The organism is Streptomyces sp. NPDC040589, assembly GCF_055594445.1.
Genome location: NZ_JBVIWP010000001.1, coordinates 1,258,039 through 1,280,159, shown reverse-complemented (window position 1 = coordinate 1,280,159; position 22,121 = coordinate 1,258,039). Strand labels below are relative to the sequence as shown.

The 22,121-nt window shown below is 71.6% G+C and carries 20 protein-coding genes and 1 pseudogene; 11 read left to right on the top strand and 10 right to left on the bottom strand.

Features of this window, described 5'->3' with window-relative positions; translation table 11 throughout:
- Nucleotides 1-120 precede the first annotated feature (120 nt).
- Nucleotides 121-1,755 (top strand): tetratricopeptide repeat protein, encoded by a 1,635-nt coding sequence (locus ACZ58V_RS05905; RefSeq protein WP_468186769.1) that lies wholly within the window; start codon nt 121-123, stop codon nt 1,753-1,755.
- A gap of 6 nt (nt 1,756-1,761) precedes the next feature.
- On the opposite strand, the gene ACZ58V_RS05900 is transcribed toward ACZ58V_RS05905, so the two are convergent.
- The 3 genes from ACZ58V_RS05900 to ACZ58V_RS05890 form a co-directional block, all read right to left on the bottom strand.
- The gene (locus ACZ58V_RS05900) at nt 1,762-2,709 is read right to left on the bottom strand and encodes a M28 family metallopeptidase (RefSeq protein ID WP_468186772.1); all 948 of its coding nucleotides are present in this window, start codon (nt 2,707-2,709) and stop codon (nt 1,762-1,764) included.
- Between the two features lie 151 nt (nt 2,710-2,860).
- Nucleotides 2,861-3,334, bottom strand: coding sequence for a VOC family protein (locus ACZ58V_RS05895; RefSeq protein ID WP_403881919.1), 474 nt, complete (start codon nt 3,332-3,334; stop codon nt 2,861-2,863).
- Nucleotides 3,335-3,341: 7 nt separating this feature from the next.
- Nucleotides 3,342-3,767 (bottom strand): winged helix-turn-helix transcriptional regulator, encoded by a 426-nt coding sequence (locus tag ACZ58V_RS05890; protein ID WP_403881916.1) that lies wholly within the window; start codon nt 3,765-3,767, stop codon nt 3,342-3,344.
- A gap of 91 nt (nt 3,768-3,858) precedes the next feature.
- Between ACZ58V_RS05890 and ACZ58V_RS05885 the strand changes: the two genes are divergently transcribed.
- Nucleotides 3,859-5,322 (top strand): MFS transporter, encoded by a 1,464-nt coding sequence (locus ACZ58V_RS05885; RefSeq protein WP_471288520.1) that lies wholly within the window; start codon nt 3,859-3,861, stop codon nt 5,320-5,322.
- Here the strand turns inward: ACZ58V_RS05885 and rarD are convergent.
- Nucleotides 5,307-6,044 (bottom strand): annotated as a pseudogene (rarD, locus tag ACZ58V_RS05880) (EamA family transporter RarD); the annotation flags it as partial. The gene ACZ58V_RS05885 and the pseudogene rarD overlap by 16 nt on opposite strands.
- A gap of 196 nt (nt 6,045-6,240) precedes the next feature.
- Nucleotides 6,241-7,095 carry an SDR family oxidoreductase gene (locus ACZ58V_RS05875; RefSeq protein WP_471288519.1) on the bottom strand — a complete coding sequence of 285 codons (855 nt, stop codon included), beginning with the start codon at nt 7,093-7,095 and terminating at the stop codon, nt 6,241-6,243.
- A gap of 91 nt (nt 7,096-7,186) precedes the next feature.
- On the opposite strand from ACZ58V_RS05875, the gene ACZ58V_RS05870 reads away from it, so the two are divergent.
- Nucleotides 7,187-7,567, top strand: a complete 381-nt coding sequence (locus ACZ58V_RS05870) for a winged helix-turn-helix transcriptional regulator (RefSeq protein ID WP_468186779.1) — start codon at nt 7,187-7,189, stop codon at nt 7,565-7,567.
- A 31-nt stretch (nt 7,568-7,598) separates the two neighbouring features.
- Here ACZ58V_RS05870 and ACZ58V_RS05865 read toward each other — a convergent pair whose 3' ends face one another.
- The 5 genes from ACZ58V_RS05865 to ACZ58V_RS05845 all read right to left on the bottom strand — a co-directional run bounded on the left by ACZ58V_RS05865 (nt 7,599) and on the right by ACZ58V_RS05845 (nt 14,454).
- A complete protein-coding gene (locus ACZ58V_RS05865) occupies nt 7,599-8,678 on the bottom strand; it encodes a 2-oxoacid:ferredoxin oxidoreductase subunit beta (protein WP_468186782.1) in 1,080 nt (359 codons plus the stop codon).
- A complete protein-coding gene (locus ACZ58V_RS05860; RefSeq protein ID WP_471288518.1) occupies nt 8,671-10,599 on the bottom strand; it encodes a 2-oxoacid:acceptor oxidoreductase subunit alpha in 1,929 nt (642 codons plus the stop codon). Before ACZ58V_RS05860 ends, ACZ58V_RS05865 begins: the two co-directional genes overlap by 8 nt.
- Nucleotides 10,600-10,747: 148 nt before the next feature.
- Nucleotides 10,748-11,407, bottom strand: coding sequence for a response regulator transcription factor (locus ACZ58V_RS05855; protein ID WP_468188249.1), 660 nt, complete (start codon nt 11,405-11,407; stop codon nt 10,748-10,750).
- Between the two features lie 312 nt (nt 11,408-11,719).
- The gene (locus ACZ58V_RS05850; RefSeq protein WP_468186788.1) at nt 11,720-13,084 is read right to left on the bottom strand and encodes a sensor histidine kinase; all 1,365 of its coding nucleotides are present in this window, start codon (nt 13,082-13,084) and stop codon (nt 11,720-11,722) included.
- A 143-nt stretch (nt 13,085-13,227) separates the two neighbouring features.
- Nucleotides 13,228-14,454 (bottom strand): sensor histidine kinase, encoded by a 1,227-nt coding sequence (locus tag ACZ58V_RS05845; RefSeq protein ID WP_468186791.1) that lies wholly within the window; start codon nt 14,452-14,454, stop codon nt 13,228-13,230.
- A gap of 223 nt (nt 14,455-14,677) precedes the next feature.
- Between ACZ58V_RS05845 and ACZ58V_RS05840 the strand changes: the two genes are divergently transcribed.
- Genes ACZ58V_RS05840 through ACZ58V_RS05805 form a run of 8 tightly spaced genes read left to right on the top strand, consistent with a single transcriptional unit; the run spans nt 14,678 to nt 22,119 of the window.
- Nucleotides 14,678-15,070: an NADH-quinone oxidoreductase subunit A gene (locus tag ACZ58V_RS05840; protein WP_471288516.1), complete on the top strand. Its 393-nt coding sequence runs from the start codon at nt 14,678-14,680 to the stop codon at nt 15,068-15,070.
- Nucleotides 15,061-15,675, top strand: coding sequence for an NADH-quinone oxidoreductase subunit B (locus ACZ58V_RS05835; protein ID WP_468186797.1), 615 nt, complete (start codon nt 15,061-15,063; stop codon nt 15,673-15,675). Before ACZ58V_RS05840 ends, ACZ58V_RS05835 begins: the two co-directional genes overlap by 10 nt.
- Complete coding sequence (locus tag ACZ58V_RS05830; RefSeq protein ID WP_471288515.1) at nt 15,672-17,375, top strand: NADH-quinone oxidoreductase subunit C; 1,704 nt, start codon at nt 15,672-15,674, stop codon at nt 17,373-17,375. The genes ACZ58V_RS05835 and ACZ58V_RS05830 overlap by 4 nt, the downstream gene beginning before the upstream one ends.
- Nucleotides 17,372-18,340: a complex I subunit 1/NuoH family protein gene (locus tag ACZ58V_RS05825; RefSeq protein WP_471288514.1), complete on the top strand. Its 969-nt coding sequence runs from the start codon at nt 17,372-17,374 to the stop codon at nt 18,338-18,340. The genes ACZ58V_RS05830 and ACZ58V_RS05825 overlap by 4 nt, the downstream gene beginning before the upstream one ends.
- 2 nt (nt 18,341-18,342) lie before the next feature.
- Complete coding sequence (locus ACZ58V_RS05820) at nt 18,343-19,005, top strand: NuoI/complex I 23 kDa subunit family protein (RefSeq protein ID WP_399018715.1); 663 nt, start codon at nt 18,343-18,345, stop codon at nt 19,003-19,005.
- Nucleotides 19,002-19,724, top strand: a complete 723-nt coding sequence (locus ACZ58V_RS05815) for an NADH-quinone oxidoreductase subunit J family protein (RefSeq protein ID WP_471288511.1) — start codon at nt 19,002-19,004, stop codon at nt 19,722-19,724. The genes ACZ58V_RS05820 and ACZ58V_RS05815 overlap by 4 nt, the downstream gene beginning before the upstream one ends.
- On the top strand, nt 19,724-20,128 hold the full coding sequence (nuoK, locus tag ACZ58V_RS05810) for an NADH-quinone oxidoreductase subunit NuoK (protein WP_468186810.1): 405 nt from the start codon (nt 19,724-19,726) through the stop codon (nt 20,126-20,128). The genes ACZ58V_RS05815 and nuoK overlap by 1 nt, the downstream gene beginning before the upstream one ends.
- On the top strand, nt 20,125-22,119 hold the full coding sequence (locus tag ACZ58V_RS05805) for an NADH-quinone oxidoreductase subunit 5 family protein (RefSeq protein WP_471288510.1): 1,995 nt from the start codon (nt 20,125-20,127) through the stop codon (nt 22,117-22,119). The genes nuoK and ACZ58V_RS05805 overlap by 4 nt, the downstream gene beginning before the upstream one ends.
- Nucleotides 22,120-22,121: the final 2 nt, after the last annotated feature.

The following is a 22,121-nucleotide window of genomic DNA, read 5'->3' as shown; positions in this document are numbered from 1 at the left end:
GAACAACGCGCGCCGGGGCCTACAGTCCTTGGGACGAGCCTGTGACACCGCGGTGACGTGAGAAACGGGAGCGAGCGGACACACTCGACAAGTAGGTGTACGACGCCGAGTGAGGGGACGATGTCGCGACTCAGCCGCGAGAAGAAGCGGGAACAGAAGCAGGCCGCACACGCGGCGACCCCGGCGGCGCCGATCGACGTCCATGTCCCCGGGGCGGGACACGGTGCCGGGCCGGGTGCCGGTGCCGGAGCAGCGGGCATGTCCGACGGCGCGTCCGTCGGTGGCGTCCCGGTCTTCGCGGCCCCCGGCGAGGAGATCCACAAGGCCGTCCTGAACCGCCTCCACCACATCGCCCTCGCCACCGGCCATGCCGTCCTCGCCACGATCCACGACGAGCGCATCGGCTATGTCGTCCCCCTCCAGGTCGACCCGGACGGCTCCAGCCGCTTCACGGCCGAGCCGGTCCGTACGACACCGCCGGACGACGCCGTCGCGGTACGCCCGCCGGGACCGCCCACGGCCGCCCCGGCCACGGAACGGCCCATGACCGGCGCGGCGACGGAGCCGCCGATGACTGGCGCGGCGACGCAGTGGCCCCCGGCCGGCGCGGCTGCGGAACCGCCTGTGGCCGGCACGGCCACGGCTCCGCCCGCGGCCGGTGCGACGGCGGAGTGGCCCGAGGCGGGCGCCACCGCTGAGCCGCCCGCGGTCGGCACGGCGAGGGAGTTCCCCGCGTCGGGCCCGACGGCGGAGTGGCCCGAGGCGGGCGCCACCGCTGAGCCGCCCGCGGTCGGCACGGCGGCGGAGTTCCCCGTGTCGGGCCCGGCGACGGAGTGGCCCGAGGCGGGCGCGGCCGCTGAGCCGCCCCTTCCGGAGCCCGGACCGATGCCATCCGCGGCGGAGCAGGAGCCCCCGCACAGCGACAGCGCCACACACGTCCTGCGCCCCGTACCGGAGCCCGGCGATCTCGGCGCGGCCCCGACGTTCCGGCTGCGCGCCGTACAGGAGCCGCCCGCACCCGAAGACGCGCCCCCGGGCCCGGCCACAGCGCCCGGCACCGTCGCGCCCCCGACGGGTGAGTTCGGGCCGCCTCCGCCCATGGACGTGAGGCCGCTCCCCATCCCCGAAGCGGGTCCCGCCGCCGAGCCCCGGCGCACCAGGAAGCCCGACCCGGTGCTCGAAGCGGAGCTGCTCGCCGACCTCGACGCCAAGCCCACCCCCGCCCGCGGCTTCGACGCCGTCGCGGAGGCCATGTTCGGGGACGAGACTCCCGGTACGCCGGGCGACTCCGGAGCCCCCGCCCTCGTCGCGGAGCCGATCACGCGGATCAACGAGGCCGTGAAGGAGGGCAGGATCGAGGCGGCGGCCGGGCTGGCGGAGCAGACCGTCGCGCAGGTGTCGGCGACGCTGGGGCCGGAGCACCCCGAGGTGCTCCGGCTGGGTGAACTCAGCGCGTACATCGCCTACTTGGCGGGCGACCCGCTCCGTGCCTTCCGGCTGTCGCTCGACCTGGCCGGTGCCCGCCGCCGTACGGGCGACGCGGAGGCCGCCTACGGCAACGTGCAGAGCGCGGCCACTGCCTGGCGGGCGGTGCGCGACCCGGCGCTGGGGCTGGAGCTGGGGCGCGACCTGATCGGCCTGTGGACCGAGCTCGCCGCCGAGGACGGCCCGGCCGCCGAGGAGGTCGAGCAACTGGAGTCGGCCCGGGCCCGCATGGGCCGCCTCACGGAACGCGCCCGCGACCAGGAGGGGTGACCCGGACTACTCCGACAGCTCCCACACCGCGTACGCGACCGCGTCGCTGTTGCGGTCGAGGGCCGTGTCGTTGATGTTGGCGGTGGTGTCGCAGGAGGAGTGGTAGCAGCGGTCGAAGGCCTGCCCGGCCGTACCGCCCCACTTGGCCGCCTGCGCCGCCGTCTTCGCGCGGCTGGCCCCGGTGAACAGGCCGCCCACCGGCACGCCCGCGCTCTTGAACGGCGCGTGGTCGGAGCGGCCGTCGCCCTCGGTCTCGATCTCGGTCGGTACGCCGAGGCCGCTGAAGTGGTCCTTGAAGGTCTTCTCGATCGCCGGGTCGTCGTCGTAGACGAAGTAGCCGGGGTTCGGGGAGCCGATCATGTCGAAGTTGAGGTAGGCGCTGATCCTCGAACGGTCGCCGGTCGCCAGCCGGTTGACGTAGTAGCGGGAGCCGACCAGACCGAGTTCCTCCGCGCCCCACCAGGCGAACCGCAGATGTTTGGTGGGCTTGTACTGCGCCCGGGACACGGCGAGGGCGGTCTCCAGGACGGCTGCCGAGCCGGACCCGTTGTCGTTGATGCCGGGCCCGGAGGAGACGCTGTCGAGGTGCGAGCCGGCCATCACGACCTGGCTCGTGTCACCGCCGGGCCAGTCGGCGATCAGGTTGTAGCCGGTGCGTCCCGAGGCGGTGAACTGCTGGAGCGTGGTGGTGAATCCGGCGGCGTCCAGCTTGGCCTTCACGTAGTCGATCGAGGCCTTGTAGCCGGTCCGGCCGTGCGCGCGGTTGCCGCCGTTGGCGGTGGCTATGGACTGCAGCTGGGTCAGATGGGCCTTGACGCCCGCCAGGGGCAGGTCGGGCGCCGCCGCCGGTCTCGGGGGAGCGGACGCGGCATCGGCCACGGCGCCACCGGTCAGGAGCATGACAGTCGCTATGCCGCCTGCTGCCACGGCACGCGCGGAAACGGAGAGCTTCATGTGGGGACTCCGAGTTCCTTCGGGCAGCCCGTGGGGTGTCCGAAGGCCGCCCAGGGTGAATGGGGTGCCTGGATGGTGAAGCTGGTACTGACTCTCCGTCAAGACCTCTAACAGGCCAGGGCGTTGTGAGGACGGCCGGTGTTCGCCGGTGTCACTGCACGCAGAACTCGTTCCCCTCCGGGTCCGCCATCAGAGCCCACTCGCCGCCCTGCTCGGCCACCCGCCGCAGCACCCTCGCCCCGAGCCCTTCCAGCCGCGCGACCTCTTCCTCGCGCCGCCCCTCGCCCGGGTGCAGATCGAGATGGAGCCGGTTCTTGACCGTCTTGGTCTCCGGCACCCGCTGGAACAGCAGCCGCCGCCCCAGCCCGGTCCCGCTCTCCTCCTCGAACGGGTCCTCGGGGTGCCGTACGGCGACCAGGTCCCGGAAGGCGTGACGGCCGTGGAACTCGACGACGAGTTCCTCCGGCACGACACCGGCGCCGAGCAGCTTCCCGATGAGGACGCTGTTGTCCTCGACCTCGTAGTGGAGTGCGGCGGCCCAGAAGTCGGCCTGCGCGTGCGGGTCGTTCGCGTCGATGACGACCTTCCAGTGCACGGGGGCGGGACGTGCCGGTGTCTGTGTCATGTACCAGTTATACGGCGCGGGTGTCGTACGCGGTCCGGGCCGCGGCGATCTCGTCCTGGTGTTCCTCCGTCCAGGTCACCAGGGACTGGATCGTGGCGTGCAGCGTCCTGCCGAGGGAGGTCAGTTCGTACTCGACCCGCGGCGGCACCACCGGGTGCACGGTCCGCTTCACCAGCCCGTCCCGCTCCAGCGACCGCAGGGTCACCGTCAGCATCCGCTGGCTGACCCCGTCGATCTCCCGGCGCAGCTCGGTGAAGCGCAGCCGCCGGTTCTCCAGCAGCGCGATGACCAGCAGCGACCACTTGTCGGCGATCCGGTCGAGGATCTGCCGGACCTGGCAGTCCTCCCGGGTGTCCCACTGGAAGGGGTCGGCGTCGCCGTAGTCCACGGTGCTCTCGCAGTTACTCGGTGACTTCGAAGTGCCTTCTTCCATGTCTGTCGATGCTGCCGCAGGCTGGTCGTGGTTACAAGAGGGAACCGACCCTCAGTTGCGTAACCGACTGATGGCGGAGGAGTGTGGACTGATGGGCACCCGTGCCTGGGCGCTGCTGCTCGTTCTGTGCGGAACGATCTTCCTCGAAGGCATCGACGTCGCGATGATGGCGGTGGCGATCCCGGCCATCCGCTCCGACCTGGGGCTGGGCACCGACACCGCGGCGTGGGTGATGAGTGCCTACGTGCTCGGATACGCCGGCTTCACCCTCCTGGGCGGCCGGGCCGCCGACCTGCTCGGCAGGCGCCGGATGTTCCTGCTCTGGCTGGCCGTCTTCCTCGCCTTCTCGGGGCTCGGCGGGTTCGCGACCGACGGCTGGATGCTGGTCGTCGCCCGGTTCGTCACCGGCGTCGCCGCCGCCTTCATGACCCCCGCCGCCCTCTCCCTGATCACCACGTCGTACGCGCAGGGCCCGGAGCGCAACAAGGCGCTGCTGATCTTCGCCGGGACGGGTGCGGCCGGCTTCTCCCTGGGCCTGGTGATCGGGGGGCTGCTCACCGAGTTCGGCTGGCGCTGGGTGTTCTTCGCGCCCGTGCTGCTGGCCGCGGCCCTGCTCGTCGCCGCCGTACGGCTGATCCCCCGGAGCGATGTTCCGCCGGCCCGCCGGGGCACCTTCGACCTGCCCGGCGCGATCACCGCCGCCGGCGCGATGCTGCTGGCTGCCTACACCGTCGTACGCCTGGAACACGGCCTGCGCGACTGGCCGCTCACCGCGGCCTCGGGGCTCGCGGCGCTGCTCCTGGCCGGTGCCTTCGTCGCGGCCGAACGCCGCTGCCCGGACCCGCTCGTCCGCCTCGGCATCCTGCGTCAGGGCACGGTGGTGCGCGCCGACCTGGGGGCGTTGCTCTTCCTCGGCGCCTTCTTCGGCTTCCAGTTCATCGTCACGCTCTATCTGCAGGAACTGCGCGGCTGGTCGTCCCTCCAGACGGCGCTGGCCCTGATCGTCATGGGCATCGACGCCGTCCTCGCCCCGACGCTCACGCCGTGGCTGGTGGCCCGCTGGGGCAACGCCCGGGTGATCGTCGGCGGTTTCGTCCTGGCCGTGGCCGCGTACGCGCTGTTCCTGCCGGTCGGCATGGACTGGTCCTACGCCGCGATGTTCCCGACGCTGTTCCTGGCGGGCCTCGCCTTCGCCCTGGCCTACGGGCCGCTGACGATCGCGGCCACGGACGGGGTCGCCGAGTCGGAGCAGGGGCTGGCGGGCGGGCTGCTGACCACCGCCACGCAGTTCGGCTCCGCGATCGGCATCTCGGCGGTCACCGCGGTCTACGGCTTGGCGTCCACCGGGTCCGGCCCCGAGGCCACGCTCTCGGCGTTCCGTGCGGCGCTGGTCGTGCCGGTCGTCCTGGTGGTGCTGGGCACGCTGATCTCGTCGGTGAGCGCGCGGGCGGCGCGGCGGGCGGTGCGCAGCGCGTCCCAGGTGAGCAGCGTCAAGGCCAGCCACACCAGCGCGAACCCGGCCCAGCGCTCCGGCGGCATCTCCTCGTGGAAGTAGAGGATGCCGAGCAGGAACTGGATGACCGGCGTCGAGTACTGCAGCAGGCCGATGGTGGACAGGGGGACGCGGATGGCGGCCGCGCCGAAGCAGACCAGGGGCAGCGCGGTGACGATGCCGGCCGAGGCGAGCAGGGCCGCGTGCCCCGCGCCCTCGCTGGTGAAGGTGGAGTCGCCCTGCGCGGTCAGCCACACCAGGAAGCCGAGCGCGGGCAGGAACTGGATCGCGGTCTCGGCGGCCAGCGACTCGATGCCGCCGAGGCCCACCTTCTTCTTCACCAGCCCGTACGTGGCGAAGGAGAAGGCGAGGCAGAGGGAGATCCACGGGGGCCGGCCGTAGCCGATGGTCAGGACGACGACCGCCGCGCAGCCGGTCCCGACCGCCGCCCACTGCACCGGCCGCAGTCGCTCCTTCAGCAGCAGCACCCCGATCCCGATGGTGACCAGCGGGTTGATGAAGTACCCGAGCGAGGCCTCGACCACGTGCCCGGAGTTCACGGACCAGATGTACAGGCCCCAGTTGACGGTGATCACCGCCGCGGCGACCGTGATCAGCGCCAGCTTGCGCGGCTGCCGCAGCAGCTCTCCGGCCCAGGCCCAGCGGCGCAGCACGAGCAGGGCGGCGCCCACGAAGACCAGCGACCACACCATCCGGTGGGCCAGGATCTCCACCGCCCCCGCCGGCTTCAGCAGGGGCCAGAACAGGGGGACGAGCCCCCACATCCCGTAGGCCGCGAACCCGTTCAGCAGTCCTATCCGCGCCTCGCCCCTCGGCTTGCCGGTCACGGGCCCCCTCCTTCGCACATGGTGTTACGCGACCACGAAGGTAACGCCGAGCGCCCCCGGCTGTCATGCCCGTATCGGCATACGGTCATGACAGTCCGGGGGTGGGCGGCTCAAGGGCCCGCCGGGTGGGACTTCAGCCCTTGAGCGCGGCGGCGATGGCCTCGGAGAACGGGGTGGTCGGACGGCCGGCCAGGCGGGACAGGTCGCCGGTCGAGACGACCAGCTCACCCTTCTCGATGGAGGCGTCGACCCCGGCCAGGATCTGGGCGAACGGCTCGGGCAGGCCGGCGCCGGCCAGGATGCCGGTGAGCACCTCGGGCGTGACCGCGCTGTAGGTGATCTCCTTGCCGGTCTGCCGGCTGAGCTCGGCCGCGTACTCGGCGAAGCTCCACGGGGTGTCGCCGCCCAGCTCGTACGTCTTGTTCTCGTGCCCGTCGCCGGTCAGCACGGCGACGGCGGCGGCGGCGTAGTCGGCGCGGGAGGCGGAGGAGACCCTGCCCTCGCCGGCGGCGGCGACGACCGCGTTGTGCTCCAGCACCGGGGCGAGGTTCTCGGTGTAGTTCTCGTGGTACCAGCCGTTGCGCAGCAGCGCGTAGGGCACGCCCGAGTCCAGCAGGGCCTCCTCGGTGCCGCGGTGGTCGTCGGCGAGCGCGGCGGTCAGGCTGCCCGGGGCGCTGGTGTAGGCGAGCAGGGCGACCCCGGCCGCCCTGGCGGCGTCGATGACGACCTTGTGCTGCTGCACACGGCCCTTGTCGAACTCGTTGCCCGAGATCAGCAGGACCTTGTCACCGGCGGAGAAGAGGCCGTCGAAGGACGCGGGGGCGTTGTAGTCGGCCAGTGCGATCCTCACCCCGCGAGCCGCGAAGTCGGCGCCCTTGTCTGCGTTGCGGACGACCGCGGTGATCTGCTCGGCGGGAACCTTCTCCAGCAGCTGCTCCACGACGTGACGGCCGAGCTGTCCGGTGGCTCCGGTGACGACGATGCTCATGGTGATGACTCTCCTTGTGGGGTGCGGTGGCACTAACCATAGGAGAAGCGCTAACTCTTCGAAAGTACCCACTTTGAAGTAAGGTACTGGCATGGCAGTAAGTGATGGTGAGGCCCTGTGCCCGTACCGGCTCGTCCTGGAACACGTCACCAGCCGCTGGGGCGTGCTCGTCCTGATCGAGCTGCTGGACCGCCCGTACCGGTTCAGCGAGCTGCGCCGGGCGATCAGCCGGTACAACGGCCGGGGCGTCAGCGAGAAGATGCTCACGCAGACGCTCCAGACCCTGGAGCGTGACGGCCTCGTCGACCGGGATGCCAAGCCGGTGATCCCGCCCCGCGTCGACTACTCCCTCACCGACCTGGGCCGCGAGGCCGCCGAGCAGGTCAAGTCCCTCGCCCAGTGGACCCATGACCGCATGGACGACGTGGAGAAGGCCCGCCTGACCTACGACGAGACCCGGGCCGCCTCCTAGCGCTCCCGGGCCTCGGTGTTCTCGAAGCGGCTCAGCCGGCGACCGTCCAGGTGTCCCCGCCCGCCAGCAGCGCGCCCAGGTCGCCCTTGCCGTGCTGCTCGATCGCCTGGTCGAGCTGGTCGGTCATCTGGGTGTCGTAGACGGGCCGGTCGACGGCACGGAAGACGCCGATCGGGGTGTGGTGCAGGGTGTCCGGGTCGGCCAGGCGGGACAGTGCGAACGCCGTGGTCGGGGACGAGGAGTGCGCGTCGTGGACGAGCACCTGGTCCTCGTTGTCCGGCGTCACCGCGACCACCTTCAGGTCCCCGGTCAGCCGGTCCCGTACGACACCCTTGGCAAGGTCGCCGCCGAAGCGGATCGGCTTGCCGTGCTCCAGCCGGATCACGGCTTCCTCGGCCTGTTGCTTGTCCTTGAGGGCCTCGAAGGCGTTGTCGTTGAAGATGTTGCAGTTCTGGTAGATCTCGATCAGGGCCGTGCCCTGGTGGGCGGAGGCCTGGCGCAGCACCTCCGTCAGGTGCTTGCGGTCGGAGTCGACCGTCCGCGCCACGAACGAGGCCTCCGCGCCGATCGCCAGCGACACCGGGTTGAAGGGCGCGTCCAGCGAGCCCATCGGCGTCGACTTGGTGATCTTCCCGACCTCGGAGGTCGGCGAGTACTGGCCCTTGGTCAGACCGTAGATCCGGTTGTTGAACAGCAGGATCTTGAGGTTGACGTTGCGGCGCAGCGCGTGGATCAGGTGGTTGCCGCCGATGGACAGCGCGTCGCCGTCACCGGTGACGACCCACACCGACAGATCGCGGCGCGAGCTGGCCAGACCCGTGGCGATGGCGGGGGCGCGGCCGTGGATGGAGTGCATCCCGTACGTGTTCATGTAGTACGGGAACCGGGAGGAGCAGCCGATGCCCGAGACGAAGACGATGTTCTCCTTCGCCAGACCCAGCTCGGGCATGAAGCCCTGCACCGCCGCGAGGATGGCGTAGTCGCCGCAGCCGGGGCACCAGCGCACTTCCTGATCGGACTTGAAGTCCTTCATCGACTGCCTCCCCTCGGCCTTGGGGACGAGGGAGAGCGCTTCGACGGTGCCCGTGCCGTGCGTGGACGTCTCAGCCATCGATGGCCTCCTTCAGAGCCGCGGCGAGCTGCTCCGCCTTGAACGGCATGCCGTTGACCTGGTTGTACGACTGCGCGTCGACCAGGTACTTCGCCCGGATGAGCGTGGCGAGCTGCCCGAGGTTCATCTCGGGGATCACCACCTTGTCGTAACGCCCGAGGACCGCACCGAGGTTCTTCGGGAAGGGGTTCAGATGGCGCAGATGCGCCTGCGCGACGGACTCCCCCGCTCGGCGCAGCCGCCGCACCGCCGCCGTGATCGGCCCGTACGTCGAACCCCAGCCCAGGACGAGGGTCCTGGCCTCGTGCGGGTCGTCCACCTCGAGGTCCGGGACGTCGATGCCGTCGATCTTGGCCTGCCGGGTGCGGACCATGAAGTCGTGGTTGGCCGGCGAGTAGGAGATGTTGCCGGTGCCGTCCTCCTTCTCGATGCCGCCGATCCGGTGCTCCAGACCCGGTGTGCCCGGGATCGCCCACGGCCGGGCCAGCGTCCGCGGGTCGCGCTTGTAGGGCCAGAACACCTCGGAGCCGTCCTCCAGGGTGTGGTTCGGGCCCTGCGCGAACTGCACCCGCAGGTCCGGAAGCTCGTCCAGGTCCGGGATCCGCCAGGGCTCGGAGCCGTTGGCCAGGTAACCGTCGGAGAGGAGGAAGACCGGCGTGCGGTACGTCAGCGCGATCCGCGCCGCCTCCAGGGCCGCGTCGAAGCAGTCCCCCGGGGTACGCGGTGCGACGATCGGCACCGGGGCCTCGCCGTTGCGCCCGTACATCGCCTGGAGCAGATCCGCCTGCTCGGTCTTGGTGGGCAGACCCGTCGACGGCCCGCCGCGCTGGATGTCCACGACCAGCAGCGGCAGCTCCAGGGAGACCGCCAGGCCGATGGTCTCCGACTTCAGCGCCACCCCGGGACCGCTCGTCGTGGTCACGGCCAGCGAACCACCGAAGGCCGCGCCCAGCGCGGCCCCGATACCGGCGATCTCGTCCTCGGCCTGGAACGTCCGCACGCCGAAGTTCTTGTGTTTGGACAGCTCGTGCAGGATGTCCGACGCCGGAGTGATCGGGTACGACCCCAGGTACAGCGGCAGATCCGCCTGCCGGCTCGCGGCGACCAGGCCGTACGACAGGGCGAGGTTGCCGGAGATGTTGCGGTAGACACCCGGCGGGAACGCCGTGGCCGCCGGGGCCACCTCGTAGGAGACGGCGAAGTCCTCGGTGGTCTCGCCGAAGTTCCAGCCCGCCCGGAACGCGGCGATGTTGGCCGCCGCGATGTCCGGTTTCTTCGCGAACTTGGACTTGAGGAACTTCTCCGTGCCCTCGGTGGGCCGGTGGTACATCCAGCTCAGCAGGCCCAGCGCGAACATGTTCTTGCTGCGTTCGGCCTCCTTGCGGCTGAGGTCGAACTCCTTCAGTGCCTCCACGGTGAGCGTGGTCAGCGGCACCGGGTGCAGGTGGTAGCCGTCCAGCGACCCGTCCTCCAGGGGACTGGTCTCGTAGCCGACCTTCTGCATCGCCCGTCTGGTGAACTCGTCCGTGTTGACGATCACCTCGGCGCCGCGCGGCAGGTCGCCGATGTTCGCCTTCAGCGCGGCCGGGTTCATCGCCACCAGCACGTTCGGCGCGTCACCGGGCGTGAGGATGTCGTGGTCGGCGAAGTGCAGCTGGAAGGACGACACACCCGGCAGGGTCCCGGCGGGCGCCCGGATCTCGGCCGGGAAGTTCGGCAGCGTCGACAGGTCGTTGCCGAACGACGCGGTCTCCGAGGTGAAGCGGTCACCGGTGAGCTGCATACCGTCACCCGAGTCCCCCGCGAACCTGATGATCACCCGGTCGAGACGGCGGACGCCCTTGGCGCCCCCCGCTTTGCGCTGCTCTCCTACGACTGGTCCGTCGGCCTGCTCCGCTGGGCTACTGACCTGGCTGGTCACTGAACTGGACCTCCCTCGAGGCGGCTGTCCCGACAGGCCTTCCCGCAGGCCTCCCAGGATCAACCCTACGACCGTAAGGGTCGCCTTCTTTGTGTCATTCGCATCTTGGACGCGACTTTGGGGTGATCACGCACCCGTGCCGCCCATGTCAGGAATTGAGGTACGTCAGCACGGCCAGGACCCTGCGGTGGTCCCCGTCGCTCTGCGACAGCCCCAGCTTCAGGAAGATGTTGCTGACGTGCTTCTCGACCGCGCCGTGGCTGACCACCAGCTGCCGGGCGACCGCCGAGTTCGTCCGCCCCTCGGCCATCAGCCCCAGCACCTCCCGCTCCCGCGGCGTGAGCCCCGCGAGCACGTCCTGCTTACGGCTGCGGCCCAGCAGCTGCGCGACCACCTCCGGGTCGAGGGCCGTACCGCCGCCGGCCACCCGCACCACCGCGTCCACGAACTCACGGACCTCGGCCACCCGGTCCTTCAGCAGATAGCCGACGCCCCGGCTCGACCCCGCCAGCAGCTCCGTGGCGTAGCGCTCCTCCACGTACTGCGACAGCACCAGCACACCGAGCCCCGGGTGCGCCTTGCGCAACCGCACCGCCGCCCGCACCCCCTCGTCGGTGTGCGTCGGCGGCATCCGCACATCGGCCACCACGACATCCGGCAGCTCGCCCTGCGCGTCCAGCTCGGTGATGGTCTTGATCAGCGCCTCGCCGTCACCCACCCCGGCGACGACCTCGTGCCCGCGGTCGGTCAGCAACCGGGTCAGGCCCTCCCTGAGCAGCACTGAATCCTCGGCGATGACCACCCGCACCCTGTCCTCCACGATGTTTCGGCCCCCCACAGCCCGATGCCGCCCGTCCGCGGCCCACAACGGCTCCGCGCCCACCCGTGCGACGGGTCCAGCATTTCAGGATCGGGGGGTGGATGGGGGTGGGACGGGCTTGTTGTCTGCACTGATCGGGGGACACGGCCTGCTGCCGTCCAGATGATTCGGCGAGGGGGGCTTGCTTCCTGTCCGAGTGATTCGGGTGGTGGGTGTGCACAGGCCGGGGGCCCAGGGGGCGGAGAGCCCCCTGGACCCGGCGGGGACGGACCAGGACCCCCACCCGTCCCCCACCGGAGGTCACCGCACGTACGCGCCCCGCCACGGCAACTCCGCGGTCACCCGGGTCGGCCCGCCCGCCGGCGAGTCCACCACCAGGATCCCGTCCACCGCGTCGAGCCGCTCCGCCAGCCCCGCCAGCCCCGAGCCCTGGGACACGTCGGCCCCGCCCGCGCCGTTGTCCACGACCTGGAGCATCAGCCGGTTCTCCGCACGCCACACCTCCACGCCCGCCCAGGTCGCCCGCGCGTGCTTGCTGACGTTCTGCAGCAGCTCCGAGACGGTGAAGTACGCGATCCCCTCGATCGCCGGCGCCGGCCTCTCCCTCAGATCGACCTCGACCTGAACCGGAACCGTGCACCGCGAGGCCACCGCCGACAGCGCCGCGTCAAGACCCCGGTCCGTCAGCACCGCGGGGTGGATCCCCCGGGCCAGGTCCCGCAGCTCCTGCAGCGCCGTCTTCACCTCACCGTGCGCCTCGTCCACCATCCGCGCGGCCGCCTCCGGATCCTCCTGGAGCTTCTCCTTCGCCAGCCCCAGATCCATGGCCAGTGCCACCAGCCGGGCCTGCGCCCCGTCGTGCAGATCCCGCTCGATGCGCCGCAGGTCGGCCGCGGCCGTGTCGACCACGACCCCCCGGTCCGACTCCAGCTCCACCACCCGCGAGGCCAGCCGCGACGGCCCGAGCAGCCCGTGCACCAGCAGCCGGTCCACCATCGTCAGCGCCCGCAGGATCCACGGCATGGCGATCGTGAAGAGCAGACCGACCAGCGCGGTCATCGTGATCTCGAAGGGGTTGTCGAGGTAGATCCGGTGCGTCTCGTCGCCGTACAGCTGGATCCCGTCCTGGCCGGCGTACATCGGGAACACCCAGAACCACAGCGGGTACGTCAACAGCCCCCAGCCCAGCACCCACACGTTCACGGCGACGGCGAACGAGAACACCGCCCAGGGCAGCTGCAGCAGCGCGTACAGCAGGGCCCGCCACGAGGCGCCGCTCTTGAGGACGGCACCCATCCACGCCATGGCGCCCGGCTTCCGCATCCGCAGCGGCTCCGGCTCGGCCACCTCCAGGTCCAGCAGCGCCCGCGCCCGGAACCGCTCCACCGCCCCGAAGCCACGGCACCCGGCGAGCGCCGCCGCCAGCACCGGCACGCCGAGGAACGTCACCAGCAGCCCCGCGCCCAGCGACACCATCGTCACCGCGTAGACGAACAGCACGATGCTGATCGGCAGGCTGAGCAGCACATGGCAGAGCTCCCGCCAGGTGCGGCCCTCGACCGGCGCCCGCAGCGCGACGGGCAGCCGGTGCCGCCGTCGTTCGGTGCTCCCGGGAAACCCGGGCCCGCCGTCGAACCCGTATCCCTGTCCGTACTCCGTGGCCATCGGCGTCGTCCTTCTCCTCGTCCCGCGGCTGTGCTCTCGATACCTCCACCCTGCTCCGCCGCTGGTCGGCGGACCATGGAGTCCGTCGGCGTCTTGGACGGGGGGTTTTCCCCACCTCCGGCCCAGCGGATTCCCGGTGCGGCTCAGCGGCTGCCGGTGCCCGCGGCGGAGCCGTCCGTGCGGTCGCGCCACGGCAGTTCCGCCGTGACCGTCGTCGGGCCGCCCTCGGGCGAGTCCAGGACGAACAGGCCGTCCACGGCGCCCAGCCGGTCGGCCAGGCCCTTCATCCCCGTACCGCCGTCGAGACTCGCACCCCCGCGGCCGTCGTCCCACACCTGGATGAGCAGCCGGTCGGCCGTGCACCACACATCCACCGACGCCGACCTCGCCCGGCTGTGCTTGCTGACGTTCTGCAGCAGCTCCGAGACCGTGAAGTAGGCGATGCCCTCGATGGCCGCGGCCGGCCGCGCGGGCAGGTCGGCCGTCACCTTCACCGGGACCGTGCAGCGCGAGGCGACCGAGGACAGGGCCGCGTCAAGGCCGCGGTCGGTCAGCACCGCCGGATGGATACCGCGGGCCAGATCCCGCAGCTCCTGGAGCGCCAGCTTCACCTCGCCGTGCGCCTCCTCGACCATCGCCGCCGCCGCGTCCGGGTCCTCCAGCACCTTCTCCTTGGCCAGGCCGAGACCCATGGCCAGGGCCACCAGCCGGGCCTGCGCCCCGTCGTGGAGATCCCGCTCGATGCGCCGCAGGTCGGCCGCGGCCGTGTCGACCACGACCCCCCGGTCCGACTCCAGCTCGGCGATGCGCCGCTCCAGCTCGTCCGAGGGCGACAGCAGCCCGCGCACCATGGCCCGGTCGGCGTTGGCCAGCCCCCGCGCGATGAACGGCAGCACCGGCCACAGCACGAACAGCGAGGCCAGCGTGATGGTGAAGGTGAGGACGCCCCACGGCAGCCGTATGAACTCGTACAGCACCGCACGCCAGCCCACCGGGTCCTTCAGCGACATCCACACCTGGGCGAGGAAGCCGCCCGCGCCGCGCAGCGGCAGCCGGCTCGGCTCGTCCACCCGCACCCCGAGCAGCGCCCTGGCCCGCGCCCGCTCCAGCTTGCCCAGCTGTCGCGCGCCCATGAGTCCGGCGGCGAGCAGCGGGAACCCGATCACCGTGACGGTCAGCCAGAAGCTGGTGAACAGCACCGTCATGACATAGGTGAATCCGAGCAGGGAGAGAGGAAGGTTCGCCAGGAGGTGCGCGATCTCCTTCCAGGTGTGCCGGTCGTAGGCGAACCGGGGCGGTGGCGGGCGGTCGTCCTGCCCGGCCGTCGTCGCGGCCGCCTTCGAGCCGGTGGACGGGAAGCGTTCGGTCATACGCGTCAGCGTGCCCGGCCTCGGGCGGCCGCGCCATGAGGCGGACCGCCAGGATCGACTGAGGAAAACCCCACCCCCGCATGCCAGGGCGTGACGGGCTGCTTACCCTGCCTTTATCAGGGCCTAGACTCCCGTGCGTACAGATCGTCGAACAGCGGCGTCCGGGTGAGCCGGGGGATCGTCGCGGGACCAGGTCCGAGTTTCAAGGGAGCGAGGGACGGACGTGCCGGAACCGACCGTCGTCGCGGCGGACTACTTCCAGTCCTATTCGGTCGTCGGACTGCTCGCCGTGGTCGGCGTGCTGTTCGTCGCCGTCGCCTTCGGGGCCGGCCGCCTGCTGCGGCCCGTGGTCCCCACGCCAGAGAAGCTCCTGACCTACGAGTGCGGCGTCGACCCCGTCGGCGAGGGCTGGGCCCACACCCAGGTCCGCTACTACGTCTACGCCTTCCTCTACGTGATCTTCGCCGTCGACTCGATCTTCCTTTTCCCCTGGGCGACCGTCTTCGCCGCCCCCGGCTACGGCGCGGCGACCCTGGTGGAGATGTTCATCTTCCTCGGCTTCCTGGCCGTGGGCCTGCTCTACGCATACAAGAAGGGCGTCCTGACATGGACGTGACCCCCGACGTGACCCCCGCCGGCCCTGAACCCGTGCTGCTTCCGGAACCGAAGCGGCTCGGCGCCCTCGCGCGCCTCGCACCCGAGCCGATGAAGGTGATCCTCAACTGGGGCCGCCGCTACTCGCTCTGGGTCTTCAACTTCGGCCTCGCCTGCTGCGCGATCGAGTTCATCGCCGCGTCGATGGCCCGCCACGACTTCATCCGGCTCGGCGTCATCCCGTTCGCACCGGGCCCGCGCCAGGCCGACCTGATGGTGGTGTCCGGCACGGTCACGGACAAGATGGCGCCGGCGGTGAAGCGCCTCTACGAGCAGATGCCGGAGCCCAAGTACGTCATCTCCTTCGGCGCGTGCAGCAACTGCGGCGGCCCGTACTGGGACTCGTACTCCGTCACCAAGGGCGTCGACCAGATCATCCCCGTCGACGTCTACGTCCCCGGCTGCCCGCCCCGCCCCGAGGCGCTGCTCCAGGGCATCCTCAAGCTCCAGGAGAAGATCGCCCGCGAGTCGCTGGGGGAGCGGTACGGCACGCAACGCCCCTCCGCGGCGGCGCTGCAGAGCGGCTTGGTGCGACCGCCGTCCGAGAACTCCGGGGAGGGACGATGACCGCGGTCGGCTGGCTGCCCGCCGCCACCGAGGAACTCTTCGGCCCGGACGCCACGGCCGAGGAGTCGTACGAGGTCCTGACGGTCGACGTCCCCCCGGCGACCTGGATCTCCGCCCTGGAGACCGCCCGAGACCGGCTCGGCTGCACCTACTTCGACTGGCTGAGCGCGGTCGACGAACCCGGCACGGGCTTCCGCGTCACGGCGCACGTGGCGGCTCTCTCCCCCCTACGACGCCTCCTCGTCCGTACGACCATCCCGCACGAGTCCCCCGCCCTGCCCTCGGCGGTCGGTGTCTACGCGGGCGCCGCCTGGCACGAACGCGAGACGCACGAGATGTTCGGCATCGCCTTCGAAGGCCACCCGGCACTCGACCACCTGCTCCTGCCCGACAGCTTCGAAGGCCACCCCCTGCGCAAGGACTTCGTCCTGGCCGCACGCGTCGTCAAGGCCTGGCCAGGCGCGAAGGAACCCGGCGAGTCGGAACACGGCGGCCCCAAGCGCCGCCAGATGCTCCCACCCGGCGTCCCCGACCCCAACGAATGGGGCCCCCTCAAGGGCCAACTCCCCCCGGCCCCGTCCCGCCCGACCCGCGGCACCCCCCGAGCCTCGGGCGACCGCCCGACCCGGGCCGCCGGCGAACGTCCCGTGCGCCGTGCGCGTACGGCGGGGGAGGGTTCGGCGAGTCAGGCGGCTGCCGGTGCCTCGGACGCTCCGGCCTCGGCTGCTGCGCGGCGTGCGCGTACGGCGGCGGAGGGCTCGGCGAGTCAGGCGGCTGCGGGCGAGGCGGCTACTTCGGCTCCCGCTGCTGCGCGCCGTGGGCGTTCGGCGGGGGAGGGGCCGGTGGGTGAGTCTTCGCCCGGGGAGTCGCCTGCTTCGGCTCCGGCGGGGCCGCGTCGTAACCGCACGGCAGCGGAAGGCTCGGCAAGCCAGGCGGCTGCGGGCGAGGCGGCCACTCCGGCTCCGGCTGCCCAGCGCCGCGCGCGTTCGGCCGCGGAAGGGTCGGCCGGCCAGACCGCGCCCGGCGATACGTCCCCCTCGTCCCCGACCGCCCCGCGCCGTACCCGAACCGCAGCGGACGGCTCGGCGAGCCAGACGCCCAGCGGATCGGAATCCGCGGCGACCGGCCCGGAGTCCCCGGCGCCGGGATCCGACTCCCCGGCGACCGGTTCCGAAGCAGCGGCGCCCGGCACCGAGGCGCAGGCCACCGGGCAGCCGGAGTCTCCCGCCGCCGAGGCCGAGTCCCCGACCCCGTCGGCCGGACCGCGCCGCGCGCGCAGCGCATCGGAGGGCAGCTCGAGCCAACGCGCCGCGTCCGACCGAGGCGACAGCCGGCCGGGCAGGTCTGCCCGCACTCCGCGCAGCTCGGACGCCCCCTGGCACCACGCCCGCCCGGCCTTCGAAGAACCGCAACCGGAACCCGAACCGTCGCCCGAGACCGCGAAGTCGCCGGCCCTCGAGCCCTCAGGCGGCTCGGAGACCCCCGAGCCTTCGCAGACCCGCGAGCCTTCGCAGACCCCCGAGCCTTCGCAGAACCCCGAGCCTTCGCAGACCCCCGAGCCTTCGCAGACCACAGAGCCCACAGAGGCCACAGAGGCCACCGAGGCCACCGAGGCCACAGAGCCCACCGAGGCCACAGAGGCCACAGAGCCCGCAGAGCCCGCAGACAACCCCGAAGACCCCGCAGGAGGCACGCGGTGAACGACGCGCTCGACGTCACCCTGCGACTCCTGATCGTCTTCGTCGTCTTCCTCACCTTCCCCCTGATCATCGGCCAGACCGAACACAAGGTCATGGCCCACATGCAGGGCCGCCTCGGCCCCATGTACGCCGGCGGCTTCCACGGCTGGGCCCAGTTGGTCGCCGACGGCGTGAAGTTCGCGCAGAAGGAGGACATCGTCCCCGCGGGCGCGGACCGCCGTATCTTCCAACTGGCCCCCGCCGTCGCCCTGCTGCCGTACCTCCTCGTCCTGCTCGCCATCCCCATCGGCCCGGGCGAGGGAGCCGTCGGCCAGGTCATCGACGCGGGCGTCTTCTTCGTCCTGGCCGTCATGGGCGTCGGCGTCCTCGGATCGCTCATGGCCGGCTGGGCGTCCGCGAACAAGTTCTCCCTCCTCGGCGGCCTCCGCACCGCCGCCCAGCTCCTCGCCTACGAACTGCCGATGCTCCTGACCGCCGCCTCGGTCGCGATGGCCGCCGGCACGGTCTCGCTCCCCGGCATCCTCGACGCCTTCGAGTGGTGGTGGCTGCCCTGGCAGATCGTCGGCGCGATCGTCTTCTTCGTGGCCGGCCTCGCCGAACTCCAGCGTCCTCCCTTCGACATGCCCGTCGCCGACTCGGAGATCATCTTCGGTGCGTACACCGAGTACACCGGCCTCCGCTTCGCCCTCTTCCTCCTCGCCGAGTACGCCGGAATCGTCGTCCTGTGCGGTCTGACCACCGTCCTCTTCCTGGGCGGCTGGCACGGTCCCTGGGGCGCCGACGGCCTCGGCTGGGTCTGGACCCTGCTGAAGACCGCAGTCCTCGCCTTCCTCGTGATCTGGCTGCGCGTCACCTACCCGCGCCTGCGCGAGGACCAGCTCCAGAAGCTCGCCTGGACCCTCCTCGTCCCCCTGTCCCTCGCCCAGATCGCCCTCACCGGCGTCGTCAAGGTGGTGATCAACTAACCATGGCCCCCATCCCCGGCTCCGGCCTGGCCAAGGGCCTGGCCGTCACCCTCCGCACGATGACGAAGAAGTCCGTCACCGCGCAGTACCCGGACGCCCAGCCCGACCTCCCGCCCCGCACCCGCGGTGTGATCGGCCTGTTCGAGGAGAACTGCACGGTCTGCATGCTCTGCGCCCGCGAGTGCCCGGACTGGTGCATCTACATCGACTCCCACAAGGAGACGGTCCCGGCGGCGACCCCCGGCGGCCGCGAACGCAGCCGCAACGTCCTCGACCGCTTCGCCATCGACTTCGCCCTGTGCATGTACTGCGGTATCTGCATCGAGGTCTGTCCTTTCGACGCCCTGTTCTGGTCCCCGGAGTTCGAGTACGCCGAGACCGACATCCACGACCTCACCCACGAGCGCGACAAGCTCCGTGAGTGGATGTGGACCGTCCCGGCCCCGCCGGCCCTCGACCCCGCAGCGGAGGAGCCGAAGGAAGTCGCCACCGCCCGCAAGACCGCCGAGAAACTCGCGGCCCAGCAGCAGCCCGCGCCCACCGAGTCCGCCGCCGACGAGCAGGCCCGCGCGGCGGAAGCCCCCACCCGCCCGGCAGGCGACTCCCGGCAGCAGACCGACCAGCCGAGGCAGAGGCCCGCGGACGGGCAGGAGGGACAGGAATGACCCTGGCCGCAGCAGCAGTCACGACAGCGGCACACGCCACCACCACGGCAGCACACGCCACCACCACGGCCGCCGAGAGCCACGGCTTCCTCTCCCCGACCGGTGTCGAGATCGCCTTCCTCCTCGTCGGCCTGGTCACCTTCGGCGCCGCGATCGTCACCGTCACCACCCGGCAGCTGGTGCACGCCGCCCTGTGGCTGGTGGCGACCCTCGGCGGCCTGGCCGTCGAGTACCTGCTGCTCACCGCCGAGTTCATCGCCTGGGTGCAGGTCCTCATCTACGTCGGTTCCGTCGTCGTCCTCCTCCTGTTCGGACTGATGCTCACCAGGGCCCCGATCGGCCGCTCCCCGGACGCCGACTCCGGCAACCGCTGGGCCGCTCTCACCGTGGCCCTCGCCGCGGCCGCCGCCCTGGTCTGGGTCGTCGTCGACGCCTTCCGCACGACCTGGATCGACCTGGACGGCCCCGCCGCCGGTTCCACCGAGGCCACCGGCGCGAGCCTCTTCCAGAACTGGGTCCTCCCCTTCGAGGCCCTCTCCGTCCTCCTCCTCGCCGCCCTGGTCGGCGCGATCGTCCTGTCCCGCAAGGCGAAGGCCGACGAGGCGCCCGCGCCCGAGAACGCCCCAGTTGATCGCACCCCAGCCGATCGCACCCCGGCCGGCCGCAGCGAGAAGGACCCGAGCGAGAAGGACCGGAGCCAGAAGGAAGGCACCCGCTGATGCATCTCGCCTATCCCGCCGTCCTCTCCGCCCTTCTCTTCTGCACGGGCCTGTACGGCGTCCTCGCCCGCCGCAACGCGATCCTGGTCCTGATGTCGGTCGAGCTGATGCTCAACGCCGTCAACCTCAACCTGGTCGCCTTCGACGTCTGGCTCAGCAAGACCGCCGAGGAGACCCTGCACTCCGGTCAGGCCCTGACCCTGTTCACCATCGCCATCGCCGCCGCCGAGATCGGCATCGGCCTGGCGATCGTCCTCGCCGTCCACCGCAACCGCGGCACCGCGGACATCGACAAGCTCCGCGACACCGCCGAACGGCACGGCCCCGACGGAGACGGCACCGACCACGACGCCCTCACGGCCGAGCAGTCCGACGAGGCCCAGAAGGCTGAGGCCACCGCGTGACCACGACCACCCTCGCCGTCCTCGTCCCCCTCCTTCCGTTCCTCGGCGCCGCCGCCGGCCTGCTCCTGGGCCGCACGGCACCCGGCTTCGTCCGCCCGCTCGCCGTCCTGCCGACCCTCGCCTCCCTGGTGCTCGCCGCGCTGGTCGCCGTACGCCAGGGCGGTGACACGGCAGTCAACGCGGCCACGGAACTCACCCCGACCGGCTCGGTCCCGATCGAACTCGCCCTGCACATCGACGGCTTCGCCGCCCTCGTCGCCGTCGTGGTCGGCCTCGTCGCCTCCTGTGTGCAGATCTACTCGACGGGCTATCTGCGCGACGACCCGCGCTACTCCTCGTACGCCGCCCTCGTCTCCCTGTTCACCTCCGCGATGTTCCTGGTCGTCTACTCCGGCGACCTGATCGTGCTGCTGGTCGGCTGGGAAGTCATGGGCATCTGCTCCTACTTCCTGGTCGGCCACTACTGGGAGACCCCGGAGGCCCGCGCCGCCTCCCTCAAGGCCTTCCTGGTCACCAAGCTCGGCGACGTCCCCTTCCTCATCGGCCTGTTCGCCCTCGCCACCGACGCCGGCTCCTTCCGCATCACGAAGGTCCTCGGCGCCGTCGCGAGCGGTGCGCTCGACCACCCGACACTGATCGCCCTGCTGCTCCTCGCGGGCGTGGCGGGTAAGTCGGCGCAGTTCCCGCTGCACACCTGGCTCCCCGACGCGATGGCGGGCCCCACCCCTGTCTCCGCGCTGATCCACGCCGCGACGATGGTCGCCGCCGGTGTCTACTTCATCGCCCGTCTCCTCCCGGTCTTCGAGGCCTCCCAGGCCGCGATGGTCGTCCTCGCCGTCATGGCCGCCGTCACGATGGCCGGCTCGGGGCTCGCCGCCCTCGCCCAGGACGACATCAAGCGCGTCCTCGCCTACTCGACGATCGGCCAGCTCGGCTACATGACCGGCGCCCTCGCTGTCGGCGACCGCGGAGCCGCCGTCTTCCACCTCCTGTCCCACGGCGCCTTCAAGGCGCTGCTGTTCCTCGCGGCCGGCGTGATCATCCACGCCGCCGGCACCAACTCGCTCGCCGCCATGTCCCGCATGCGGAACCTGCGCGACCGCGTCCCCGACGCCTACTGGACGATGACCGTGGCGCTGCTCGCGCTCGCCGCGATCCCGCCCTTCAGCGGCTTCTTCTCCAAGGAGGCCGTCCTCGGCGTCGCCGAGCACGTCGTCACCGGTCACACCGAGCACGCCCCCGCCGCCGCGGGCTGGATCGTCCTCGTCGCCGGCCTGCTCACGGCCGTGCTCACCGCCGCCTACGCGATGCGCCTGTGGCTGCTCGCCTTCCGGGGCCGGGGCACCGAAGCCCCCGACCACGGCAAGGAGCCGCTGACGATGACCGTCGTGCTGTGGGTGCTGGCCGTCCCGTCCCTGGCCCTCGGCGGATTCGCGTTCCGCGTGCTGCCCGACTGGTTCGACGGCCGTGACCTCGGCCCGACGCTCACCACCTCCGTGCTCGGCACCGGCGTGGCCCTGGTCGGCGGCATCGTCACCTACGGCGCCTGGCGGCACACCACCGCGCTCGCGGGCCGCGTCCCGCTCGGCGCGGTCGCCGCCCACCCCGAGGGCGACGCCGCCCAGGTCGAGGCGGAAGCCATCGCCACCCACGAGCCGGCCTACGGGGACATCGCCTACGCGCCCGACCCCGCCGACCCGGGACGGCTCCTGCTCGGCCCCCTGCACCGGCACGCGGCCGCCGGATTCCACCTGGACGCCGTGTACACGGCGCTCTTCGTCCGCCCGGTCCAGGCCGGAGCGAGCCTCGTCCGGTTCCTCGACCGCGAGGTCGTCGAGACCTATGTACGCGGTGCGGGTGCGCTGCCCCGCTGGCTCGGCGCCGCCGTACGGCGCGCCCAGACCGGCAACGTCCAGACCTATGTGAGCGCGCTGCTCGCCGGCACCGTCGTCCTCGCGGTCGCCGCCGTCCTCGTCGCCACGGGAGCGTGAGC

Coding starts and splice junctions, on each gene's coding strand:
- ACZ58V_RS05835 (WP_468186797.1), top strand. CDS start 15,061: ATGGACGTGACCCCCGACGTGACCCCCGCCGGCCCTGAACCCGTGCTG.
- ACZ58V_RS05870 (WP_468186779.1), top strand. CDS start 7,187: ATGGCAGTAAGTGATGGTGAGGCCCTGTGCCCGTACCGGCTCGTCCTG.
- nuoK (WP_468186810.1), top strand. CDS start 19,724: ATGCATCTCGCCTATCCCGCCGTCCTCTCCGCCCTTCTCTTCTGCACG.
- ACZ58V_RS05890 (WP_403881916.1), bottom strand. CDS start 3,767: ATGGAAGAAGGCACTTCGAAGTCACCGAGTAACTGCGAGAGCACCGTG.
- ACZ58V_RS05900 (WP_468186772.1), bottom strand. CDS start 2,709: ATGAAGCTCTCCGTTTCCGCGCGTGCCGTGGCAGCAGGCGGCATAGCG.
- ACZ58V_RS05820 (WP_399018715.1), top strand. CDS start 18,343: ATGGCCCCCATCCCCGGCTCCGGCCTGGCCAAGGGCCTGGCCGTCACC.
- ACZ58V_RS05875 (WP_471288519.1), bottom strand. CDS start 7,095: ATGAGCATCGTCGTCACCGGAGCCACCGGACAGCTCGGCCGTCACGTC.
- ACZ58V_RS05865 (WP_468186782.1), bottom strand. CDS start 8,678: ATGGCTGAGACGTCCACGCACGGCACGGGCACCGTCGAAGCGCTCTCC.
- ACZ58V_RS05845 (WP_468186791.1), bottom strand. CDS start 14,454: ATGACCGAACGCTTCCCGTCCACCGGCTCGAAGGCGGCCGCGACGACG.
- ACZ58V_RS05850 (WP_468186788.1), bottom strand. CDS start 13,084: ATGGCCACGGAGTACGGACAGGGATACGGGTTCGACGGCGGGCCCGGG.
- ACZ58V_RS05815 (WP_471288511.1), top strand. CDS start 19,002: ATGACCCTGGCCGCAGCAGCAGTCACGACAGCGGCACACGCCACCACC.
- ACZ58V_RS05885 (WP_471288520.1), top strand. CDS start 3,859: ATGGGCACCCGTGCCTGGGCGCTGCTGCTCGTTCTGTGCGGAACGATC.
- ACZ58V_RS05830 (WP_471288515.1), top strand. CDS start 15,672: ATGACCGCGGTCGGCTGGCTGCCCGCCGCCACCGAGGAACTCTTCGGC.
- ACZ58V_RS05895 (WP_403881919.1), bottom strand. CDS start 3,334: ATGACACAGACACCGGCACGTCCCGCCCCCGTGCACTGGAAGGTCGTC.
- ACZ58V_RS05905 (WP_468186769.1), top strand. CDS start 121: ATGTCGCGACTCAGCCGCGAGAAGAAGCGGGAACAGAAGCAGGCCGCA.